This window comes from Bacillus solitudinis (assembly GCF_002797395.1).
Classification (GTDB): domain Bacteria; phylum Bacillota; class Bacilli; order Bacillales; family Bacillaceae_D; genus Halalkalibacter_A; species Halalkalibacter_A solitudinis.
The window spans coordinates 1,955,741-1,974,936 of the sequence record NZ_KZ454943.1; the positions used below are offsets into that span (position 1 = coordinate 1,955,741).

Consider the following 19,196-nt stretch of genomic DNA (forward strand, 5'->3'; position numbering starts at 1 on the left):
CCTTTACATATTAGTATTTTATCTTTACCAACTTCTGTAATTCTCGGAAGGTTGATTCAATCTCTTCTGCCGGTAATGGTTTACTAAAGTAATAGCCCTGAACCTCGTCACATTTCAAAAATTGTAAAAATCTGAGCTGTTCCTTCTCTTCTACGCCTTCTGCAATGACCTCAACACCTAGATTATGTGCCATTGAAATTATCGTAGCTACAATATCCGAATCGTTAGAATCGCTTGAAATGTCTCTTACAAAGGAACGGTCAATTTTTAAACGATTAATTGAAAATTTCTTTAAATAATTCATTGAGCTATAACCTGTCCCAAAATCATCAATGCTTATTTGAACACCAAAATCGCGTAACTTTCTTAACGTTGGGATTGTATGTTCAACATCAAGCGTCATCGTTTCAGTAATTTCTAGCTCTAAGTATTTTGCTTCAAGACCTGTTTCCTCTAATACACCTTTAACAACATCAACAAGACATTCGCTTGAAAATTGGTTCGACGACAGATTTACTGCTATCCGGCAATCAGAAAACCCTTGTTGTTGCCACTTCTTGTTATATTCACAAGCCTTTCGTAACATCCATTGGTCAATTTTTATAATTAAATTAGTCTCCTCGGCTAAGGGAATAAACTCTGAAGGAGAGAGTAAACCTCGTTCTGGATGTTGCCAACGTATTAGCGTCTCAAACCCTTTGACCTCACCTGTTTTAATATTAATTTGTGGTTGAACATAAACAATAAATTCTTCTTTATCAATTGCCTTTCGAAGAGCATTTTCCATAACTACTTTTTCACGAGACTTTGTTTGCATTTCCTCTGAGTAAATCGCATACTGATTTTTTCCTCTTAACTTTGCTTTATACATAGCCGTATCAGCATAATTCATTAATTCATCCATGTCTTTTCCACTTTGGGGGTAGAGAGCAATTCCTATGCTAGCGGTGATATGAAATTCATAACCCTCCATTAAAATTGGAGCGCGAAAAATCGATAACACTTGTTCTACTTTTTTGACAACCTCACACTCGCTTCCGATATTGGGGAATAAAAGCATGAATTCATCCCCGCCCATTCGAGAAATCAAGTCTTCTGAGTTAACACATTCTTTTAAACGCATCGCCATCTGTTTTAGAAATAAGTCACCTTTAGAATGACCGAGTGTATCATTAATTAATTTGAATCTATCCAAATCAAGATAGAGGACAGCAAATTTTGGTTGCTCCTGAATGAGCGCAGAAATTCTTTGCTTATAATAGCGTCGATTTGGTAAACCTGTTAACTCATCATGGTTAGCTAAATAATTATATCTCTCTTCGGCAACATACCTCTCTGTAATATTTCTAAACTGGCCAAATGCTCCAATTAATTTACCATTTTCATAAATTGGAAAACTATCAAACAAACAAATAAGCCTTTTTTTACTTTTCTGAGTCAATTCTAGTTGAATATCTTGGAAACTATTCCCGTTTTTTAATACTTCAGAAATATAGGGACTTAGCAGCGAAAAGTAGTTAATAGATTTCCCAATAATATCCTTTTGTTCCATATCCAATAACATTTGATTTAAATCAGAACATTCTGTAATAGTACCCTGTTTATCAGTCATAATAATCAAGTTTTGTGTGTTATCCATCATGATTTGATTAAAGACATTCAATTTTCGATTTTGTTTTCGCAGGGTGAGTTCCCTCTCTATGGAATCGACGGTGGTTGATAGCATCGTAGTCATTAGAGGGTTTTCAAATTTAATGGAGGTCATGATAATTATACTACCTAATAGGAGGTCAGACTCGGTATCATGAAATGCTACAGCATAGCAGGCAGTTTGAAACAAATATTCATGATAATGCTCGGAACCAACTATTTCGATAGGCTGTTTATTGTATTTTAATGAAGTATTGACAACATTAGTACCCATCGCCTGTTCTGTAAATTGAATACCTGACTTAATGCCGAGGTCATTGACTGTTTTCATTATTGTGGGGTCACCCATCATATAAAGAATAAATCCTTCATTATCTGATACAGACAATAAAAGAGGAACACCTTTTAAGGAGTTTAGAATCTTCTCTCCAAAGAATTCTACAACAGATAGAATTTCCTCATACTGTTGCCTCTTGTCTTGTAATTCAGCTTCACATAATATCACTTCTGGATTGGGGATTTCTTTTGAATCCATAGCCACCTCTTTGCAAAATAATTTTGATTCCGAGATGTAATCCCTTTTCTCAATCATAAGGCACTTCTCCTCATTGTATATAATCAGAAATAAACTGACTACTTAACAAAAACCGGTTCCGCTTGTGCCTACCTGGATGTTAAGCAACGTTGTCGTTCTTATTCTACTATCTCGGTAGAATCTTTCAAAGTAGATATACCCCAAAAAGAACATGTTCTGGATTGTATGTAGGAATATGGTCACACTTCTATCCCTTTTGTTGAATTATAGTTTCTTTATGTAAATATTACCATAATACTTTTGACTTAACATGCATCTTTCTAACCAAGCAATATTCTCTTTTTTTCGCAAATTTATTACTTTCGTTCCCTCTCGTTAATAGGATGCTGATTTGTGCATTATTTGAAAAAGGCGTCTTTAAAAGATCTTCACCCAAAAGTGACTTAAGCTAAAAGTAATCGCTAGGCTCTTATTTAAAGTTAAATATAGTATTTTTACTCAAATTTAACAATTATGGTGCTGATATTTCTTTTATCTACACAGATTTTGTGACTTTAATCACAGCTTAAATGACTCTACTACATTTTATGAAGTTTTTTGTCGAGAAATTATTATGACCTTCGTCGGGCAATACCCTCTCGACCTTATACTTTTATCCTTTTTATCTCATTCTTTTGTAATGATCCCCTATACTTAATAAATTCATTACTACGCCTTAACTTAGAGTTTATTATCATATGGTACCTTTTCATTAGATGTTCATCAAGTAAAGCATCACAAACAATCGTGGAGGAAAAATACATGCGCTCAAGTAATGAAGGTTTGAACAGAAGGGATTTTCTAAAAGTTGGCGGAATGAGCACCCTTGCCTTAACACTTGGAACAACGGGAATTTTCACCTTAGGCGGAGCATCTAAAGGAATGGCCTCAACTACCAACCCGACAGGTGGTTTTGGTGGGTATGGTCCTCTTATCAAGGATCCCGACGGTATTCTCGACCTCCCCCAAGGGTTCAAGTATCGCATCCTATCAAAAACCGGTGACAAAATGACAAACGGTGATTTAGTTCCAGGCAATCACGATGGTATGGCCGCTTTTAAAGGAGAAAAAAACACAACAATTCTCGTTCGTAATCATGAACTTAGTACCAATGCAAGTTATCCTGTAAACGGGAAAAACCCATGGAGTAAAGGTGCGGCTGGCGGAACAACAACGCTTATCGTTGGTCCTGACCAAAAGGTAATTAAAGAATATGTAAGCAACTCTGGAAACATTCGTAACTGTGCAGGGGGTCCTTCAACATGGGGGACATGGCTTACTTGTGAGGAAACACGCAATCTCGGTCATGGTTTTGTGTTTGAAGTAGACCCGCTAGATCCCGAAAACGAGATGTCCAAAACCCCAATAAGAGACATGGGCTATTTTTCTCATGAAGCCTGTGCTGTTGATCCAGCTACGGGTGTTTGGTATTTAACAGAAGATAATAACCCAAGCTACCTTTACCGCTTTACTCCACACAACCGTAGCCAAAAACTTGGATCCCTTCAAGAAGGTGGTATTCTCGAAGCTGCATCTATTGATGAATTACCAACCTCCTCAGCAAGCCACTTTGAACATGGTCAAAAATTTGGCATCGTTTGGAAGCAAGTAAATCCAGAACGGGCGAAAGAAGATGCTAGAGATTTTAATTGTATCGCCTTTAGTCGTCTTGAGGGTGCATGGTTTTCAGCAGGCGCTTTCTGGTTTGACGATACAAGCGCGGGTGGAGGGAATCTTGGCCGAATATATCGTTACTTCCCTGCAACAAATACACTCGAGCTATTTTATGAATCAACAGATGCTAATGACTTAGAAATGCCGGACAATATTACAATTACACCTTGGGGTGACCTTTGGATTGCTGAAGATGGTCATGGTAATGATCGATTAATTGGTCTTACTCCTGAGGGACAGGTTTATACGTTTGCAGAGAACCAACTAAACGGTTCTGAATTTGCTGGTCCTGTTTTCTCTCATGATGGGAATACGCTTTTTGTTAATATGCAGTCACCTGGTATTACGTTTGCTATTTGGGGGCCTTTTGCACGGAGAAACTCTGCTCGTCAACGTGCTATGAATCACGCTGCCCCTCCTCTACCCCTTGCTCCACATGTATCAGACAAGCTTACAGCTTTCGCAGAAAGACAAGGAATGTCTTTACTTGAAGCCGCCGCTCTAGAGCGCCACGGTATGCCTGTACTATAAAAACCTAACCTATTGGAGATGTAAATTATGTTACAGAATATCGGAATTCCCGGGCTTGTCCTCATCCTTGTGATTGCATTAATAATTTTTGGACCTTCTAAGCTACCTGAAATAGGTCGTGCTTTTGGCAACACCTTAAAAGAATTTAAAAAAACCACAAATGATCTTGTTCATGGTGAGACTTCTGCGGAATCAAGTAAGCCCCAAGCTGTGAACAAAAGTGAAAGTAAGAACTAAGTCACCAGAGGTATAAGCCTTCTTAGGCTTATACACTCTCTTTACAGAAGGAGATTCATATGGAACAATCCCAAACACTTCTAATTGAACACCTAGGTGAATTACGAAAGCGGATCATCTTAACTCTTTCCATCTTTATTCTATTTCTCATCACTTCCTTTATTTTTGTTTAGGAGATATATGAGTTTCTAGTTAAAGATTTAGATGGTAAATTAGCAGTTTTGGGTCCAGGAGATATCCTATGGATTTATATGGTGATTGCCTCTGTGATGGCACTCGCTGCAACAATTCCAGTAGCGGCTTATCAAGTTTGGAAGTTTGTTAAACCAGCTCTAACGAAAGATGAGGAAAAGGCATCTTTAGCATTCATACCAGGGCTGTTTTTCTTATTTTTAACAGGTTTAGCTTTCGGATATTTTGTCTTATTTCCACTTGTACTTTCATTCCTAACAACTCTCGCCGCTGACCAATTTGAGGTATTCTTTACTGCCGAGAAGTATTTCCTATTTATCTTAAACCTCACATTGCCGTTCGGCTTTTTATTTGAGATGCCTGCTATCATCATGTTTCTAACTAAATTAGGTATTGTAAACCCAAAAAAACTTGCGAAAGGACGAAAAATAGCTTATTTCCTTTTAATTATTATATCCGTGTTTGTGACTCCTCCAGACTTTATTTCCGATGTTCTAGTTATTATTCCCTTGCTTCTCCTCTATGAATTAAGCATTACCTTAAGTCGAATAGTCTTTCGGAAGATGAAAATCATTGAAGCAACATCCTCATCTAAAGGAGGAGAGATGACATGACCACTTGCTCCGTTAATATGAAAAGAGATGATCAGGATAAAGACAAGTTGACATCAAATAAACAAGAATTACTTCCGTGTAAAAATTGTAAAACTTGTTCTCAAGTAAAATCTAACCGTTAAAGATAAGAGAGAGGCCAAATGCTTCCTCTCTCTTATCTCCTTTTTTTAGCATTAACTAATCCAGTAGCTTTCTAAAGCTGTTATCCTGTCTTATGAGCCTCGTCCCTCGGCTGTCGGCGCGACAAGCACGCCTATAAACACTGAGCCTCGTCCCTCGGCTGTCGGCGCGACAAGCACGCCTATAATATAAAAAGACAGTGAGAATTGGCTCTCACTGTCTTTTCTGTTAGTTTATTTTATTGATTGTGAATCACTCTACCTTTTTCATCACGATCAACCTGTATTTACAAGACCTGCTGCAACCCCACTAATTGTTAATAATACTTCTGTTAATAATTCTTCAGATTGCTCTTCTGATTGACGCATCTTTTGAATCAGATCAACTTGTAAGAAGTTAAGTGGGTCTACATATGGGTTACGACGATACACGGACTCTTGAATGTTTGGTGTATGGTCAAGTAACTCTTGATTACCTGTAATAAGCAACAAAATATCTTTCGTTTGCTTATATTCACTCGAGATATTGTCAAAAATTCGGTCAGCAATTGTTTTATCTTCAACCAACTTAATGTATTCCTTCGCTGTTGTTAAATCCGCCTTCAACAATGCCATTTGAAGATTGTTTATTGTTGATTGAAAAAATGGCCATTTCTTATACATGTCTTGCAGTAACTTTAGGTTATCCTCGCTAGCTGTTGCAAATGTTTCTAAGCCAGTACCTGCTGCAAACCAAGCTGGAATCATTTGCCGTGATTGCGTCCACGCAAACACCCATGGAATCGCACGTAAATCTTCAAAGCGTTGGCTTCCTTTGCGGCTCATTGGGCGTGAACCAATATTCAACGCACCAAGTTCACCAAGAGGAGTTGCTTGTTTGAAATAAGTTAAAAAGTCTTTATCCTCAAATACAAGGGATTGATACTTCTTCAAGGAATACGTCGAAATCTCTTCCATTGCATCTTCCCACTCTGGTTCTCTGAAATGACCTTTTTCCGTATTAAGAGACGCTTTTGCAGAGGCTTCTAGTAAAGCCGATGCCGCTTGCTCAAGGTTACGGTAGGCTATATCGCCTAGAAGATAACGAGAAGACAAAACTTCGCCTTGCTCGGTTATTTTAACCCCATCACCAAGTGTTTCTGCTGGTTGCGATAAAATACTACGGTTTAACGGACCGCCCCCACGACCTAAGGATCCCCCACGTCCATGGAAAAACTTAAGAGCAATATTAAATTCTTTTGCCATTTCATGGATTTCCTGCTGCGCTTTGAAAAGCTTCCAGTTCGCAGTTAATGTTCCACCATCCTTACTTCCATCTGAATAGCCAAGCATTATTTCCTGGTGATTCCCGCGTTCGTTTATATGGTTTCGGTAGACATCCATTTCAAACAATGTTTTCATGATTTTTGGACCAGCTACTAAATCATCAACTGTTTCTAGTAACGGTGCTACGTGTAAGTTACTTTCCACTGTTCCATCTGCATGCAAACGATAAATCCCCGCTTCTTTTGCCAGAACAAGCACTTCTAATAAGTCGCTTGGTGATTGCGTCATACTTACTAAATATACTTCAATCGAACGGCTGCCAAACTCGGAATGGGCTTTCTTTATCATCTTGAACACTTTGAAAATTTCAAGTGTTTCCTTTGTGTAATCATCTTCAAGTAACATTAAAGGCCGTGGATTTTTAAGGACATCTTTAAGAACACTAACTTTTTCATCTTCAGAAAGACCTGCATAATTGTCAGTAATATTAACAACTTTTAAAATTTCTGTGATCGCCGCCTCGTGCTCACCACTATGGTTTCGAATATCGAGTGTCGCAAGGTGGAACCCAAATAATTGAATTTGACGAATTAATTTTCGAATTGTTTTTAATTTATGGTGAGAAGGTTGATGATTCTCTGCACTGTCCTTCACAAGAACTAAATCATTCAAAAGCTCTTCAGACTTTTTGTAACCAACTTCTGACTTACCTACGTGACGTAGACGCTTAAGCATGATTGCAAACTTTCTACGATAAATCTCCGCATCTACTGGCCAAACTTCACTAGTCTCCATGTATGCTTGTTCATCCTGTTCTACAGACTGGATGAGTTGTTCATTTATCTCAACACGAGTTGTAGATTGACCAAAACGCTTCATTAACTCAACAATTGCTTTATCATATTTCTTGATAACTAGTTGTCTTTGCAGATTTAACGTTTCCCACGTGACCTCAGGGGTTACATTAGGATTCCCGTCACGGTCTCCACCAATCCAAGAACCGAAATGAAGGAAATTCGGTACACTCCATTTATTATCTGGATAGTAATTTTCAAGCTGATCCTCTAATTCCTGATGAATATCTGGTAACACCTCGAAAAGTGTTTCATTAAAATAGTAAAGGCCATTTTTCACTTCATCAAGAACGGTTGGTTTACGATGACGTAACTCATCTGTTTGCCATAGGGAAGTTACCTCATTAAATAAACTTTCATCAAGCCTTTTTCGTTCTTTTTTTGTCAGCAATGGATTATCATAACCTTGAAGAATGATTGAAATTCGTTTTTGAATTTCTAAAACAGTCCTTTTTGTTGCCTCAGTCGGATGCGCAGTGATAATCAGTTCAATCGACAAATCATTAAGTACTTGTTGGATTCCCTCATCTGAAAATTTATGTTCTTTAATCGTTGCCACAGCACTTTCAATTGAAACTGGCTGAACAACACCATTCTCTTGAAGTTGGTATTGACGGCGACGACGAACTCGGTGATTTTGCTCAGCAATATTAACTAAGTGGAAGTAAATAGAAAACGCTCGAATAACTTGTTGGCGCAACGGCGGTTTCAAGTTACTGATTTCACCTTTCAAGCTCTTATAGGCTTCATCATCATAATTTTTTCTGAGATTTTTAGTTGTCTCTCTAATCTCTTCTACTTTGTTAAAAAGTGAGATCCCACCTTGATGGACGAGAATTTCACCAAGAATATTTCCAAGTTTTTTGACATCATTTCGCAAAAGTGAATTACTATCTGCTACTTCTATCATTTACCCATCCTCCTACCTTTTTCCATACTATTATTTGTTGCATAATGTACAACTTTTATCTTTCATTATAACTTATTGAACCGTTTAACAGAAGGGCTAACTTTTGTCCGGAAGGGACTTTTTAAGTCCCAATCAGGAAAAGGTTAACCAAATTCTATAGCTTAAACCAATAAAAAAACCACCCAAGGGTGGCTTTTCATTTATTCATTTGCGCCAAAAAGTCATCCAATAAATCATCCTCATCCTCATTTTCAGATGATACTTCTTTTGTTGCACTAACTTCTTCATGCGAGCGTAACAGGTCTATTTCAAATTCATCAATATTTGGTAAATTATCAGGGACTTCTCTCGTCACGCTTTCTTCTTGAATTGTTGATTCAACTGTTTCAAAAGGGTGATCTAACCTATCTTGGAGATAGAGCGCTTCATTAATATCAGTAGAATGACTGTTCAATGAGGCGAGTATCGTCGTAGCCCTCATCGGATCCTCTAATAACTGGTAGACAATCGTACCTAGCAATGCTTCGGAATGAGAATGTCTTACCCAATTACGCTGTTCCTTATTTAGTTGTTTTGGTAAAGGAATTGTAATCGACTCTCTATCTTTTGAAACAGATTGACTTACGCCTTCTAAAATATACCCTGCTATTTTACTAGAAAAGTTTCTTCTTTCTGTTTCTTTTAACTTTTGTAACTCTTTAATAATGTGGTCAGGGGTATCAGAAGGCAGACGAAAAGTAATTGCTTGTCCCCTCTGAATTGATCCAGATTTTTTCATCGAACCACCTAGCTCTTAACAGATTTTTTCTCTGTTTGCGTAAACTCTACTTCTTTCTGTTTTTTTCGATTGAAGTCAGAAATCAGCTTATAATAGGCGTTTGCCATCATCCAAATACTTTCCTTTTCATCTTCAAAAAAATCTATATTATAACCATCTAAACTATTATTTAATGCTTTAAGATAGTCTTTTAAAACCATTGCCCCACCACCTACGAAGTAACAAATTTCAGTTTGTGAGTTTTTTTGCCAAATGTTGCGTAGGTGGCGATATTGCTTTTTAGCGAGTTCTAGTAAAATCCGGTCCGTGATATCATGCACGCTTGTCCGACTTCCCTTAACCATAATATGGTTACGGTCATTTTTCTTTGTAATAATTTCAACCACATCACGTCTGCTATCTAACTCAACTCCGTGTTTAGTTCTAATTTCCTCACGAATAGCTTCTAATGATTCAGATACTCCAATGTTAAATCCTTGAGCCTTGTCATCATCAACTTTACGATTTTTAATAACTGCAATGTCAGTTGATAATCCGCCAATATCTTGAATAAGAATTCGTTTATCAATTAAATCTCTATTAATAATATTTAAATCACGATCCATGACGAGATTAATATACGCAGCAAAACCTTCAGGATACACCTTAACTTCATCAAACTTTATATTAACTTTTAGTCCCTGGTACTTAGGTGTGACTAAAAACTCGACTTGATGTACAGAACTTAAAAGCTGAGAACGATAACCAACGTCCTTACCTTCCTTCACCTCACGAAGAGGTAAGCCTGTCCCTAGTGTGTAGTTAGCCTCAATAACTTGATTTGTTTTCTTAAAAGAAGGGCCATTCTCCTCCCTTACTGCATCGAGGGCCAAAGTGGCGAAAAGCAGAACTAGAGTCTGATCTTCCTCCGACTTACTACTTCCTAAATCTAACTCAGTGGCATGGTCACTTTTTGTCGCTAAATTCCCGACACGGTAAATCACATTGTTTTCTTTTAGAGCAGGGGAGTGAACCTTAATGTGAATCCCATCAAGTGGGTCATTCTCATTTAATTCTTCTATACCTATAACAGGTCTGTCTTCTGTATCTCTTGCCATCACATTTGGGATATTAATTTCAAAATCAGCTTTCCCAAAAAGAGCTTTAATCGAGTCATTCCCCACATCAATCGCTGCAATTCTAGTTTTACTCATTAAACATCTTCCTTTCAATTTTAATTCAAGCAGACTAATCAAATTCCATTTGCATCCATATTACAGGAGGTTTAACAAGGCGTCAATCAACCATAAGTTGTGTTCAAAAACGAATACAAGTGTACATTAATGTACACTTGCTGGATTTTCTTTAAATCCCTATAACAACAACATGCATTCACTATTGTGTACATGAAAACATTTTTGTACACTTTATGAATACTAATTGTATACTTGTAATCATATTTGTATACAACTCATTTTTAGTGTTTTTACCTACTATTTTTGTCCTATTATCAAAGCCATTTGACTCCCCTACTTCCTTTCTCTTTTATAACTTCATCTTTACAAACAAAAAACGCACTATGTTTTCACATAGTGCGCATTAAAATTATTTATCTTTGTGTTTGTTTTATTTGTTTACTTCGTAATTGGCCACATGCTGCATCAATATCAGTTCCGTGCTCATGGCGAATTCCACAATTAATACCCCTCTTTTTTAACGTATCATAAAAACCAAGGATATCTTCTTCCCTACTCCGTTGATATTGTCCATGTTCATCAACAGGATTATAAGGAATTAAGTTTACATACATAAGCGAACGTCTATTTCCAATTAAATCAGCGAGTTCACTCGCATGGTCTTTATGATCATTAACATCCTTTAACAGAATATACTCTAATGTGATTTTTCGATTCGTTTTATCTAGATAGTAATCGATGGCAGCCATTAGTTTCTTAATAGGATACGCTCGGTTAATTTTCATAATTCTTGTTCGTATTTCGTCATTAGGGGCATGTAAAGAAACCGCTAAATTTACTTGAGATTTGATATCTGCAAACTCATAAATCTTATCAACTAAACCACTTGTTGACACAGTGATATGTCTTGCTCCAATAGCAAGTCCTTTTTGATCCTTAATAACGTCAAGGAAATCAACCATATTCTTGAAATTATCAAAAGGCTCACCAATTCCCATTACCACGACATGACTCACTCTCTGTTCTTGTCCTACGCCATCTAAGTGAAGTTGTACATTCATAATCTGCTCAACAATTTCGCCACTTGATAAGTCACGGCTCTTCGTTAATAAGCCACTGGCACAAAAGCTACAACCAATGTTACAACCTACCTGAGTCGTTACACAAACAGAGAATCCATATTTATGCTTCATCAACACTGTTTCAATTAAATTTCCATCATACAACTTAAACAAAAACTTAATTGTCCCATCCGCTGACTCTTGTTTTACATGCTCACTCAACGTTTGGATAGCAAAATTCTCTTCTAATAACTGTAGAACCTCTTTATTGACATTGTTCATATCTGCAAAGGTTGTCACTCGTTTTCTATATAGCCAATCCCAAACTTGGGACGCGCGAAACTTTTTATGCCCATGACCCATTAACCACTCTGTCAGTTGTTCAAACGTTAATCCATAGATGGACTCTTTATTCATTGGATACCCTCTTTTCAAAACATAAGTTCATGTCTATTTTACTGAAGATAATCGCAACTAGCAATCGGTTTAGCTTAACCTTAAATTTTGTTGGTTAAACAAGAAAATCCTCTGACATCTCATTTTGTTAAAAATTCTTGTTTTGAACTAATTCCACTAATTCAACCAACTCTGATGTTAATCCCTTCACAGCACGCCCTGCCACAACAGTTACAGGTACACCGAGAAAGCCAAACTGCTTCACCTCTTCTTGGTAGATGACATTATCTGATATATCCCGAACCTCAAATTCAATACCTGCTTCTATAAGCATTTTCTTCACGTACGTACATTCTATGCAATCTTTTGTTGAGTATACTATACATTGTTGCTCCAACCGTTTTCACTCCTATCAACTCAACACTTTCGGTTGTTCCATGATAACAGAAAAAACACTTTAATTCATAATTGATTAACGAAACGTAATAAAGTCTTTTTCGATTAGTTCGGCCCGTTGCATTACCCTTATCTTTCAATAGTTTCCCTTTCTCAGTTACCACATTGCCTTTGTAAAAAGGATATCACTACCAGAAGAAACCTTATTGATTAAATAATCGATTCTACTACAATGACAGACCACCCTTTTCCTTTATAGGCATTATACCCCTCCGTTAAACAATAGGCATAAAGTTGATTATCTTCAAAGGTATATCCTCGAGTTTCTTTTCCCGAAAGAATGTAATTAACCGCCTTTAAATCCGAAAGGTTTGTTTCTAAAATCCCAGTCCGATCCTTTGACGCAATCACATATCCTTGGGAATTAATAACATACAGCTTACTCGTTTCGTCAATTTTCACTCGGTCAATGATGTCGAATATATATTTCCAATTAAATCTAGTCGTCAACACACCAATTACGTTTCCATTCTCATCACGAACAGGACTTGAATATCCCATCGCATGCCCGCCTACAACTGAAGAATAATACAAGTCCGTCACATACACGTCATTGGTTCGAATCGTTTCTTTAAACCATTCCCTCTCAGACATGTTCTTGCCAACTTGACTTTGATTTTGCGAAGCCACAATAATTTCACCTGATAAATCAAGGACAAATAAATCAAAATATACTTCATAAATTGTAAAAATATTCTTTAAAAATGCTTCCGCTGTTTTCTTTGACTCAGAAGTAGGATTCAAAAGACAATCTTTGATTGCATCAAAAGTTGCCCATGCTTGAACATCACAGTTTCGCTCAAATAAGTTTCTATCAATCTTATCAATTGTATCAAATGCCACATCCACGGTCCGCACAGCAATAATTTCGTTTGCTTTATTTTGAATACTCTTAATAATACTTTCACTTTCTTTACTCGCATTTAAGCTTTCTTCAGCAAACTTCTTAATTTCTGTCGCTACAACTGAAAACCCACGACCAGCATCTCCGGCACGCGCAGCTTCAATTCCTGAGTTTAAAGCGAGAATATTTGATTTGGTGGAGATGTCCCGAATCTTCTTCATTACACTTTGCATTTCAACGTTCTCCTGCTTCAATTCATTCATAAGAACGGAAACATTTAAACTCTTACCTATACTAGTAGTTTGCTCCACACTGGTATCCCCTTTTGGTTAGTGATTTTCCTCAAATAGTAAAGAGATTATACCACATTTTTTGACAAAAAATGCTACTTATTCATGAAATTTTGAAGAAGGTTTCTCTGGGTAAACGGTATTAATTATTAGAAAATCACTAATAATTAATGTAAATGTTCGCATACTACTCTTTATACGGTAATGGAATTGGGGTGAAACAATGTGGGGGATTGGAATGAGCAAGCAAGCCGCAATAATAATATGCAACCTGATTTAAATTTTAAAAAAGAGGAACTAGCTAATAAAAAGGTTCAAGAAAACGTTCAAGAACAAATAGGAATAGAAGCGATTGGTCAAGAAGAGAAAGATGTAAGGCCCCAGGGTGGTCAATAAGCCCGTTTAGTGATCCTATTAAAAAAGGTCACATTCCCTACTTATACTCTAAACGAGCACGGCATTAAAAGACTGTTTGGGCCTTCCAACAGTCTCTTCTCCATTTTTTATAGAGGGATCGCGGATTAGCTACCTCTAAACTGATAAAAATCATGACCTCTCCACTTTTAGTTTGCCTAATAAATAATCCCACAGACACTAGCAAAATATTTAAAAACCTCCCACGAGTAAAATACTTAAATAATAAAAAAGCCTCGAAATCCCTAGGGAAAAAAAGCTACATCCACCAAATACTTAAGGCTTAAAGGGGCTACCATCGTTTGACTGTAAACATTTCAACTAGAAATTAAAATAACCAAATATCCAAGAAAATCACAGTTTGTTATGTGAAAAGTTTCTTAATGATAACCAAAGGGTAAGAACCGTATAAGGAGTTGGGTCTTTTATGAATTGTCAGGTTTTCATTAGTGGTGGGGGAATTGGCGGTCTGTTGTTGGGCTATAAGTTAGCGGCACAGGGAATATGTGTATGCGTCATTGAACAATTGGCCAAACCCTCACACGTGTATAAAGGAGAGCTACTTCAACCAAAAAGCCTTGCCCTCTTAAAGGAGGCTGGATTACTTTCAAAAGTGGAAAAATGCGGCCAAAAGATTCATCATATCGATGTAGTAGAACTCGATAACGATGAAAATGATGTTCTTATGAAAATGAAGCTAGGCTACGAACAGCTATCACCTTTTATTAATTATGCTTTAATGGTTCCTCATGAAGAACTTAAAGAAATTATTCGGAATGAGGCAATGAAGCTTGATGAATTCACCTTCATAGCTCCTGCTAGGCTAATAGGCTTTGAGAATAGCAGAGCTATCGTTGAAAAGGATAAAAAGTCATTTCACATTAAAGCCGATTATTTTATCGGAGCTGAAGGAAGAAGGTCCCCAACAAGGGACCAAATGCGGTTAAAACTCAAAAAAAAACACTATAATCATCAGTACCTAACCGCAACGCTCCCAAGGCCTCCTGCATTAACAGAGGGGAAAATCATTTCTACTCATAATCGATTTATTGGCTTATTTCCACTTCCAAACCAACAAGTTAGAACCGTATATTTAATAAATCATGGCGAGTATCCATTAATAAAAAAGAAAGGATTACGCTTTCTACAGAAAGAGTTTAACGAACTCGCACCGGAATTATTAGAATACACACTAGCCTTAAATGATTGGTCAAAAATTCAACTAATGACTCCTTTAACCTATCATGTAAATAGATATGTAGATAACCATTTTGCAATTATTGGTGATGCAGCTCACGCGGTTCACCCTATAGCAGGTCAAGGTATGAATCTAGCAATGCAGGATGCGGCAATTCTTGGAGAGTTATTATGTTCTGTTTATCAATCTCACCATGAACGTCCCTCTTTAAAAGCATATGAACATGTTCGAAGAAAAAGGAATGAATTCGTGCTCAAGATTAGCGACCAATCCGCTCTACTATATTCCTTTAGATTCCATTTATTTCAGAGACTAAGAATTCGAAGTATGAAAAATCTCGGAAATGATCATCGGTTGCATTTTAAACACATCCTAAATATATCAGGCTTGGGCTTATCACATTTATCGCTAGGGGATTACTTTGTCCAATCTAGTTTATTACCAGCCCGAAAAAAACCTCTCAAGAACCTTTCTCGTTACTTTTTTAATAAGGAAAATGATTATCCGTGGAAATACTAACTAGGAGGACAGCACATGTTAGGAGAATGGCGCGAAACGATAAAAGCAAGAAAATGGCTAAAAAAAAACATTCCTTTTTTATATTCATGGCATGCTTATGTAGGAAATGAATTAAAGCTTTTTAAAGCATTTAAGCATCCAAAAACAGTAGATGAGGTAGCTAATAACCTCTCCGTTCCTAAAGATTTATTGAAAAGTTGGGTTGATGTCGGTGTAGCTATTAACCACTTGAAAAAGAAGTCTTCTGAAAGTTTTCAAGTGAGAAAACTACAGCTACTACCAAAGAGAGGCTCCTTATCTGGAGCCCTACTTAAAGAAATGATGGAGCTACATATTCCGTCCTTGCTCTCCTACCCAGACTTAATGAAGACAAATACCAAGAGACATTTTGATCACCAAAAGCATGGAGACGTGGTTGCCCGAACCTCTAGATTAATTGAGACAATTGCCTATCCTATCTATAAAAAGCTAATTAAAGAAGGGGAGATTTCATCAATCGTTGACGTCGGCTGTGGGCATGCTGGATATTTACAAAAGGTTGCCGAAGAACAGCCAAATATTGAGATGGTTGGAATTGATAATCACCCTCTTGTCGTCCAGAGAGCAACAGAGGCCTGTGGGTCGTTCTCAAATATTAAAATTATTCATGCTGATTTACACGAATGGGCTCCGACCAATCAAAAGAACGACCTTGTTATGCTAAACAATATTATGCACTATATAGATCTTGATAAAAGAGAAAGTCTTTTATCAAGAGTCTCAAAATGGACACACAAAAAAGGAAAAATTATAATTATCACACCAGTTAGAAATGCACAATATGGAAAAGAATTTTCCGCTACATTTAATAGCTTCTTTAGTGCTCATTCGAATCTTCACCCGTTGCCAAATCAAACCGAATTGGAAACCATAGCTGCTAACATCGGCATGAAAATTAGTCAGTTTAATCCTCTTATTAAAACGGGAAGCTGGTATATAGCAGTGTTTGAACATAAAAAGGTGTAATATTACCTTGATAAGCAAATTTGGTTTTCACTTAGTACGTGCTAAAATGGCAGTAACGATTATGTCGCCACTGCCATTAATTTTCGAATTTACTCAACTAGTAAGCAGTTTTCATAAGTATCTACAAAGTGTGTTGATATTTATTATCAAAGGGAAAACGTAGAACAATCGTGGTCCCCTTACCTTTTGAACTATTAAAGTGAATAGTCCCGTGGTATTTTTCTACAATATTAAAGCAAATCATCAAACCTAAACCTGTCCCCTTACTTTTTAAAGAATAAAAAGGGGCACCAAGATTTTTAACTTCTTCTTCTGACATCCCGCATCCATAATCAATTATTTCAATCTCAATGAAATCCTTCTTCCTCTTCGCCCATACAGAGATATTATCCCCTTTTTTAGAAGCCTCTATGGCATTTTTAATAAAGTTTATAATCAATTGTTTAAACTCTATTAAATTAACGGCAATATAACAATTTTCTTCAACATTTAAATTAATTTCGTTATCATATAAAAGTCCATATGATTTCAGTAAATCTGTAACACTTTGCAGAACCACTTTTACATCTATGGTCTCCCTTACTTTATCTGTTCCCGGCTTTGCAATCGTTAAAAATTGTGAAATGACATATTCTGCTGTATTCAACTCATCAATCATTAAAGAAAAATTTCTTTTTACCTCAACATTAAAAGATTTATCTTCTCCATAGAATTGCAAAAACCCTTTAACTACGGTCAATGGATTTCTAATTTCGTGTGCCACAGCAGCACTTAATTGTCCTGTCGTCTTTAATCGCTCTGAATTTTGAATTTCCTCGTAATATACTTTCATTTTTTTGATTCTTGCAAAAGATTGGAAAAATATAAAATACAAAATTAATTGGCTTGCAACGAAGTTAATCATGTTACCAACAAGGTCGAGTTTAATATGGTCAAATAAATTACTTTCGTCAATTAATATAATATAACTATATGTCATTGTAATTAAAATCGCATTTAAAATTAAAGAAAAATAAAATAACTTTGAATCAAAAAATAAAATTGATAAAGCAGGAATTAGACATAGAAAAATAACATTGGTCCATGTTTCGGGATATAAAAAGAAAATCAAATAGAAATAAACAGACCCAATTACAATAATAGTGGTTCTTAAAATATGTGTTTCATAACGTGGATAGACTAATAAACATGTTGATATAATGGCCACCAGAAGGAAATGCAAAAAATAACCTAACTCGCCTTCGACTGCACGCGATTTAGAGACTAACCATCCTAATATCATTAGAAACACAATGGTTGACATGATAAAGTAATATAATTTTTTATTAATAAGACCGGAGAATTGCTTCATGTATACACACCTTTGAATGCAGGAAATTTTTATATTAATATATTCTATCAAACTTTTCCACTTTAGAATATATTACCAAGCGGAATGAACATTTGATTCCTTCTTGAAAATACGTTGATACTTGGGTATCCTAATAAGACAATTCTCTACTAAAGGATGTGATTAACATGCGTATTAATAAATATATTAGCGAAGCGGGAAAAGCATCTAGGCGCGGCGCAGATAAATTAATAAGTGAAGGGAAAGTCACGATAAACGGGCAAAGAGCACAAATCGGGAGTCAAGTCGAGCCTGGTGATAAAGTCCTTGTAAGTGGAAACCCTATTCATATGGCAAGTAATTATGTCTATCTAGCCTTAAATAAACCTGTAGGCATTACTAGCACAACGGAAAAAGGCGTAAAAGGTAATATTGTCGATTTAGTAAATCATCCATTAAGAGTTTTTAATATTGGACGTTTAGATAAGGATTCAGATGGCTTAATACTCCTTACAAATGATGGTGATATTGTAAATGAAATTCTCCGTGTCGAGAACCGCCATGAAAAGGAATATATTGTTTCCGTAGACAGACCGATTACTCCAGATTTTTTAAAAAGAATGGCAGAGGGTGTGGAAATACTAAATACGAAAACACTCCCTTGTGAAGTAAAACAATTATCAAAATTTGATTTTCAAATCATTTTAACCCAGGGTTTAAACCGTCAAATTCGTCGCATGTGCGGGGAGTTAGGATACGAAGTGTACAGATTACAAAGAACACGGATTATGAATATTCAATTAGGCAGTCTCCCCCCTGGGCAATGGAGAGATTTATCAAAGAAAGAAAAAAACCAATTATTTAGAGAACTTAACTATGAGCCGAAGGAATGGTAAAAGTTCTACCATACATATGCCCTTTTCCTAACGGATTGATTTAATATAGGCAGTGTAAAGTTCATATTAATACGGATTTCCTAAGTAAAAATAAGGGGACCCGTATTTTTTTTCCTAGAAAATAAGTACTTTTTAGTAGTAACCCAAAAAACATCAAAATAATTTAACCTCTTTTAATCAGCTTGGTTATCATATTCTAAAGCAAATTTCATT

At 36.4% G+C, this 19,196-nt stretch carries 15 protein-coding genes; 7 read left to right on the plus strand and 8 right to left on the minus strand.

What is annotated here, in order from left to right; translation table 11 throughout:
- Positions 1–10: 10 nt before the first annotated feature.
- A complete protein-coding gene (locus CEF19_RS09255) occupies positions 11–2,242 on the minus strand; it encodes an EAL domain-containing protein (RefSeq protein WP_100405833.1) in 2,232 nt (743 codons plus the stop codon).
- A 744-nt stretch (positions 2,243–2,986) separates the two neighbouring features.
- Here CEF19_RS09255 and CEF19_RS09260 point away from each other — a divergent pair.
- From CEF19_RS09260 to tatC, 3 genes are all read left to right on the plus strand, one after another.
- Entirely contained in the window at positions 2,987–4,429 is a 1,443-nt protein-coding gene (locus CEF19_RS09260; RefSeq protein ID WP_100405834.1) for an alkaline phosphatase PhoX, read from the plus strand.
- A gap of 27 nt (positions 4,430–4,456) precedes the next feature.
- Positions 4,457–4,666, plus strand: coding sequence for a twin-arginine translocase TatA/TatE family subunit (locus CEF19_RS09265; RefSeq protein WP_100405835.1), 210 nt, complete (start codon positions 4,457–4,459; stop codon positions 4,664–4,666).
- A 176-nt stretch (positions 4,667–4,842) separates the two neighbouring features.
- Complete coding sequence (tatC, locus tag CEF19_RS09270) at positions 4,843–5,472, plus strand: twin-arginine translocase subunit TatC (RefSeq protein ID WP_227522087.1); 630 nt, start codon at positions 4,843–4,845, stop codon at positions 5,470–5,472.
- Between the two features lie 395 nt (positions 5,473–5,867).
- On the opposite strand, the gene ppc is transcribed toward tatC, so the two are convergent.
- From ppc to CEF19_RS09300, 6 genes are all read right to left on the minus strand, one after another.
- Positions 5,868–8,621, minus strand: coding sequence for a phosphoenolpyruvate carboxylase (gene ppc / locus CEF19_RS09275; RefSeq protein WP_100405836.1), 2,754 nt, complete (start codon positions 8,619–8,621; stop codon positions 5,868–5,870).
- Between the two features lie 196 nt (positions 8,622–8,817).
- Positions 8,818–9,399 carry a hypothetical protein gene (locus CEF19_RS09280; protein WP_100405837.1) on the minus strand — a complete coding sequence of 194 codons (582 nt, stop codon included), beginning with the start codon at positions 9,397–9,399 and terminating at the stop codon, positions 8,818–8,820.
- 8 nt (positions 9,400–9,407) lie between these two features.
- Positions 9,408–10,592 carry a ParM/StbA family protein gene (locus CEF19_RS09285; RefSeq protein WP_100405838.1) on the minus strand — a complete coding sequence of 395 codons (1,185 nt, stop codon included), beginning with the start codon at positions 10,590–10,592 and terminating at the stop codon, positions 9,408–9,410.
- Positions 10,593–10,987: 395 nt separating this feature from the next.
- A complete protein-coding gene (gene rlmN / locus CEF19_RS09290) occupies positions 10,988–12,052 on the minus strand; it encodes a dual-specificity RNA methyltransferase RlmN (RefSeq protein ID WP_100405839.1) in 1,065 nt (354 codons plus the stop codon).
- Between the two features lie 127 nt (positions 12,053–12,179).
- Entirely contained in the window at positions 12,180–12,428 is a 249-nt protein-coding gene (locus tag CEF19_RS09295; protein ID WP_100405840.1) for a glutaredoxin family protein, read from the minus strand.
- Between the two features lie 209 nt (positions 12,429–12,637).
- Complete coding sequence (locus CEF19_RS09300) at positions 12,638–13,642, minus strand: methyl-accepting chemotaxis protein (RefSeq protein ID WP_227521961.1); 1,005 nt, start codon at positions 13,640–13,642, stop codon at positions 12,638–12,640.
- 204 nt (positions 13,643–13,846) lie between these two features.
- Between CEF19_RS09300 and CEF19_RS23480 the strand changes: the two genes are divergently transcribed.
- The 3 genes from CEF19_RS23480 (at position 13,847) to CEF19_RS09310 (ending at position 16,757) form a co-directional block, all read left to right on the plus strand.
- Complete coding sequence (locus CEF19_RS23480) at positions 13,847–14,017, plus strand: hypothetical protein (protein ID WP_198510266.1); 171 nt, start codon at positions 13,847–13,849, stop codon at positions 14,015–14,017.
- Between the two features lie 445 nt (positions 14,018–14,462).
- Positions 14,463–15,752: an FAD-dependent oxidoreductase gene (locus CEF19_RS09305; protein WP_100405841.1), complete on the plus strand. Its 1,290-nt coding sequence runs from the start codon at positions 14,463–14,465 to the stop codon at positions 15,750–15,752.
- 15 nt (positions 15,753–15,767) lie between these two features.
- The gene (locus CEF19_RS09310) at positions 15,768–16,757 is read left to right on the plus strand and encodes a class I SAM-dependent methyltransferase (protein WP_100405842.1); all 990 of its coding nucleotides are present in this window, start codon (positions 15,768–15,770) and stop codon (positions 16,755–16,757) included.
- Between the two features lie 121 nt (positions 16,758–16,878).
- On the opposite strand, the gene CEF19_RS09315 is transcribed toward CEF19_RS09310, so the two are convergent.
- A complete protein-coding gene (locus CEF19_RS09315) occupies positions 16,879–18,108 on the minus strand; it encodes a sensor histidine kinase (protein ID WP_100405843.1) in 1,230 nt (409 codons plus the stop codon).
- Positions 18,109–18,275: 167 nt separating this feature from the next.
- On the opposite strand from CEF19_RS09315, the gene rluF reads away from it, so the two are divergent.
- A complete protein-coding gene (rluF, locus tag CEF19_RS09320; RefSeq protein ID WP_100405844.1) occupies positions 18,276–18,983 on the plus strand; it encodes a 23S rRNA pseudouridine(2604) synthase RluF in 708 nt (235 codons plus the stop codon).
- Positions 18,984–19,196: the final 213 nt, after the last annotated feature.

Bases quoted from the DNA above. Each gene is read 5' to 3' on its own strand.
- CEF19_RS09315 (WP_100405843.1), bottom strand. From the start codon at position 18,108: ATGAAGCAATTCTCCGGTCTTATTAATAAAAAATTATATTACTTTATC.
- CEF19_RS09280 (WP_100405837.1), bottom strand. From the start codon at position 9,399: ATGAAAAAATCTGGATCAATTCAGAGGGGACAAGCAATTACTTTTCGT.
- CEF19_RS09255 (WP_100405833.1), bottom strand. From the start codon at position 2,242: ATGATTGAGAAAAGGGATTACATCTCGGAATCAAAATTATTTTGCAAA.
- CEF19_RS09260 (WP_100405834.1), top strand. From the start codon at position 2,987: ATGCGCTCAAGTAATGAAGGTTTGAACAGAAGGGATTTTCTAAAAGTT.
- CEF19_RS09285 (WP_100405838.1), bottom strand. From the start codon at position 10,592: ATGAGTAAAACTAGAATTGCAGCGATTGATGTGGGGAATGACTCGATT.
- CEF19_RS09310 (WP_100405842.1), top strand. From the start codon at position 15,768: ATGTTAGGAGAATGGCGCGAAACGATAAAAGCAAGAAAATGGCTAAAA.
- CEF19_RS09305 (WP_100405841.1), top strand. From the start codon at position 14,463: ATGAATTGTCAGGTTTTCATTAGTGGTGGGGGAATTGGCGGTCTGTTG.
- ppc (WP_100405836.1), bottom strand. From the start codon at position 8,621: ATGATAGAAGTAGCAGATAGTAATTCACTTTTGCGAAATGATGTCAAA.
- rlmN (WP_100405839.1), bottom strand. From the start codon at position 12,052: ATGAATAAAGAGTCCATCTATGGATTAACGTTTGAACAACTGACAGAG.
- rluF (WP_100405844.1), top strand. From the start codon at position 18,276: ATGCGTATTAATAAATATATTAGCGAAGCGGGAAAAGCATCTAGGCGC.
- CEF19_RS09265 (WP_100405835.1), top strand. From the start codon at position 4,457: ATGTTACAGAATATCGGAATTCCCGGGCTTGTCCTCATCCTTGTGATT.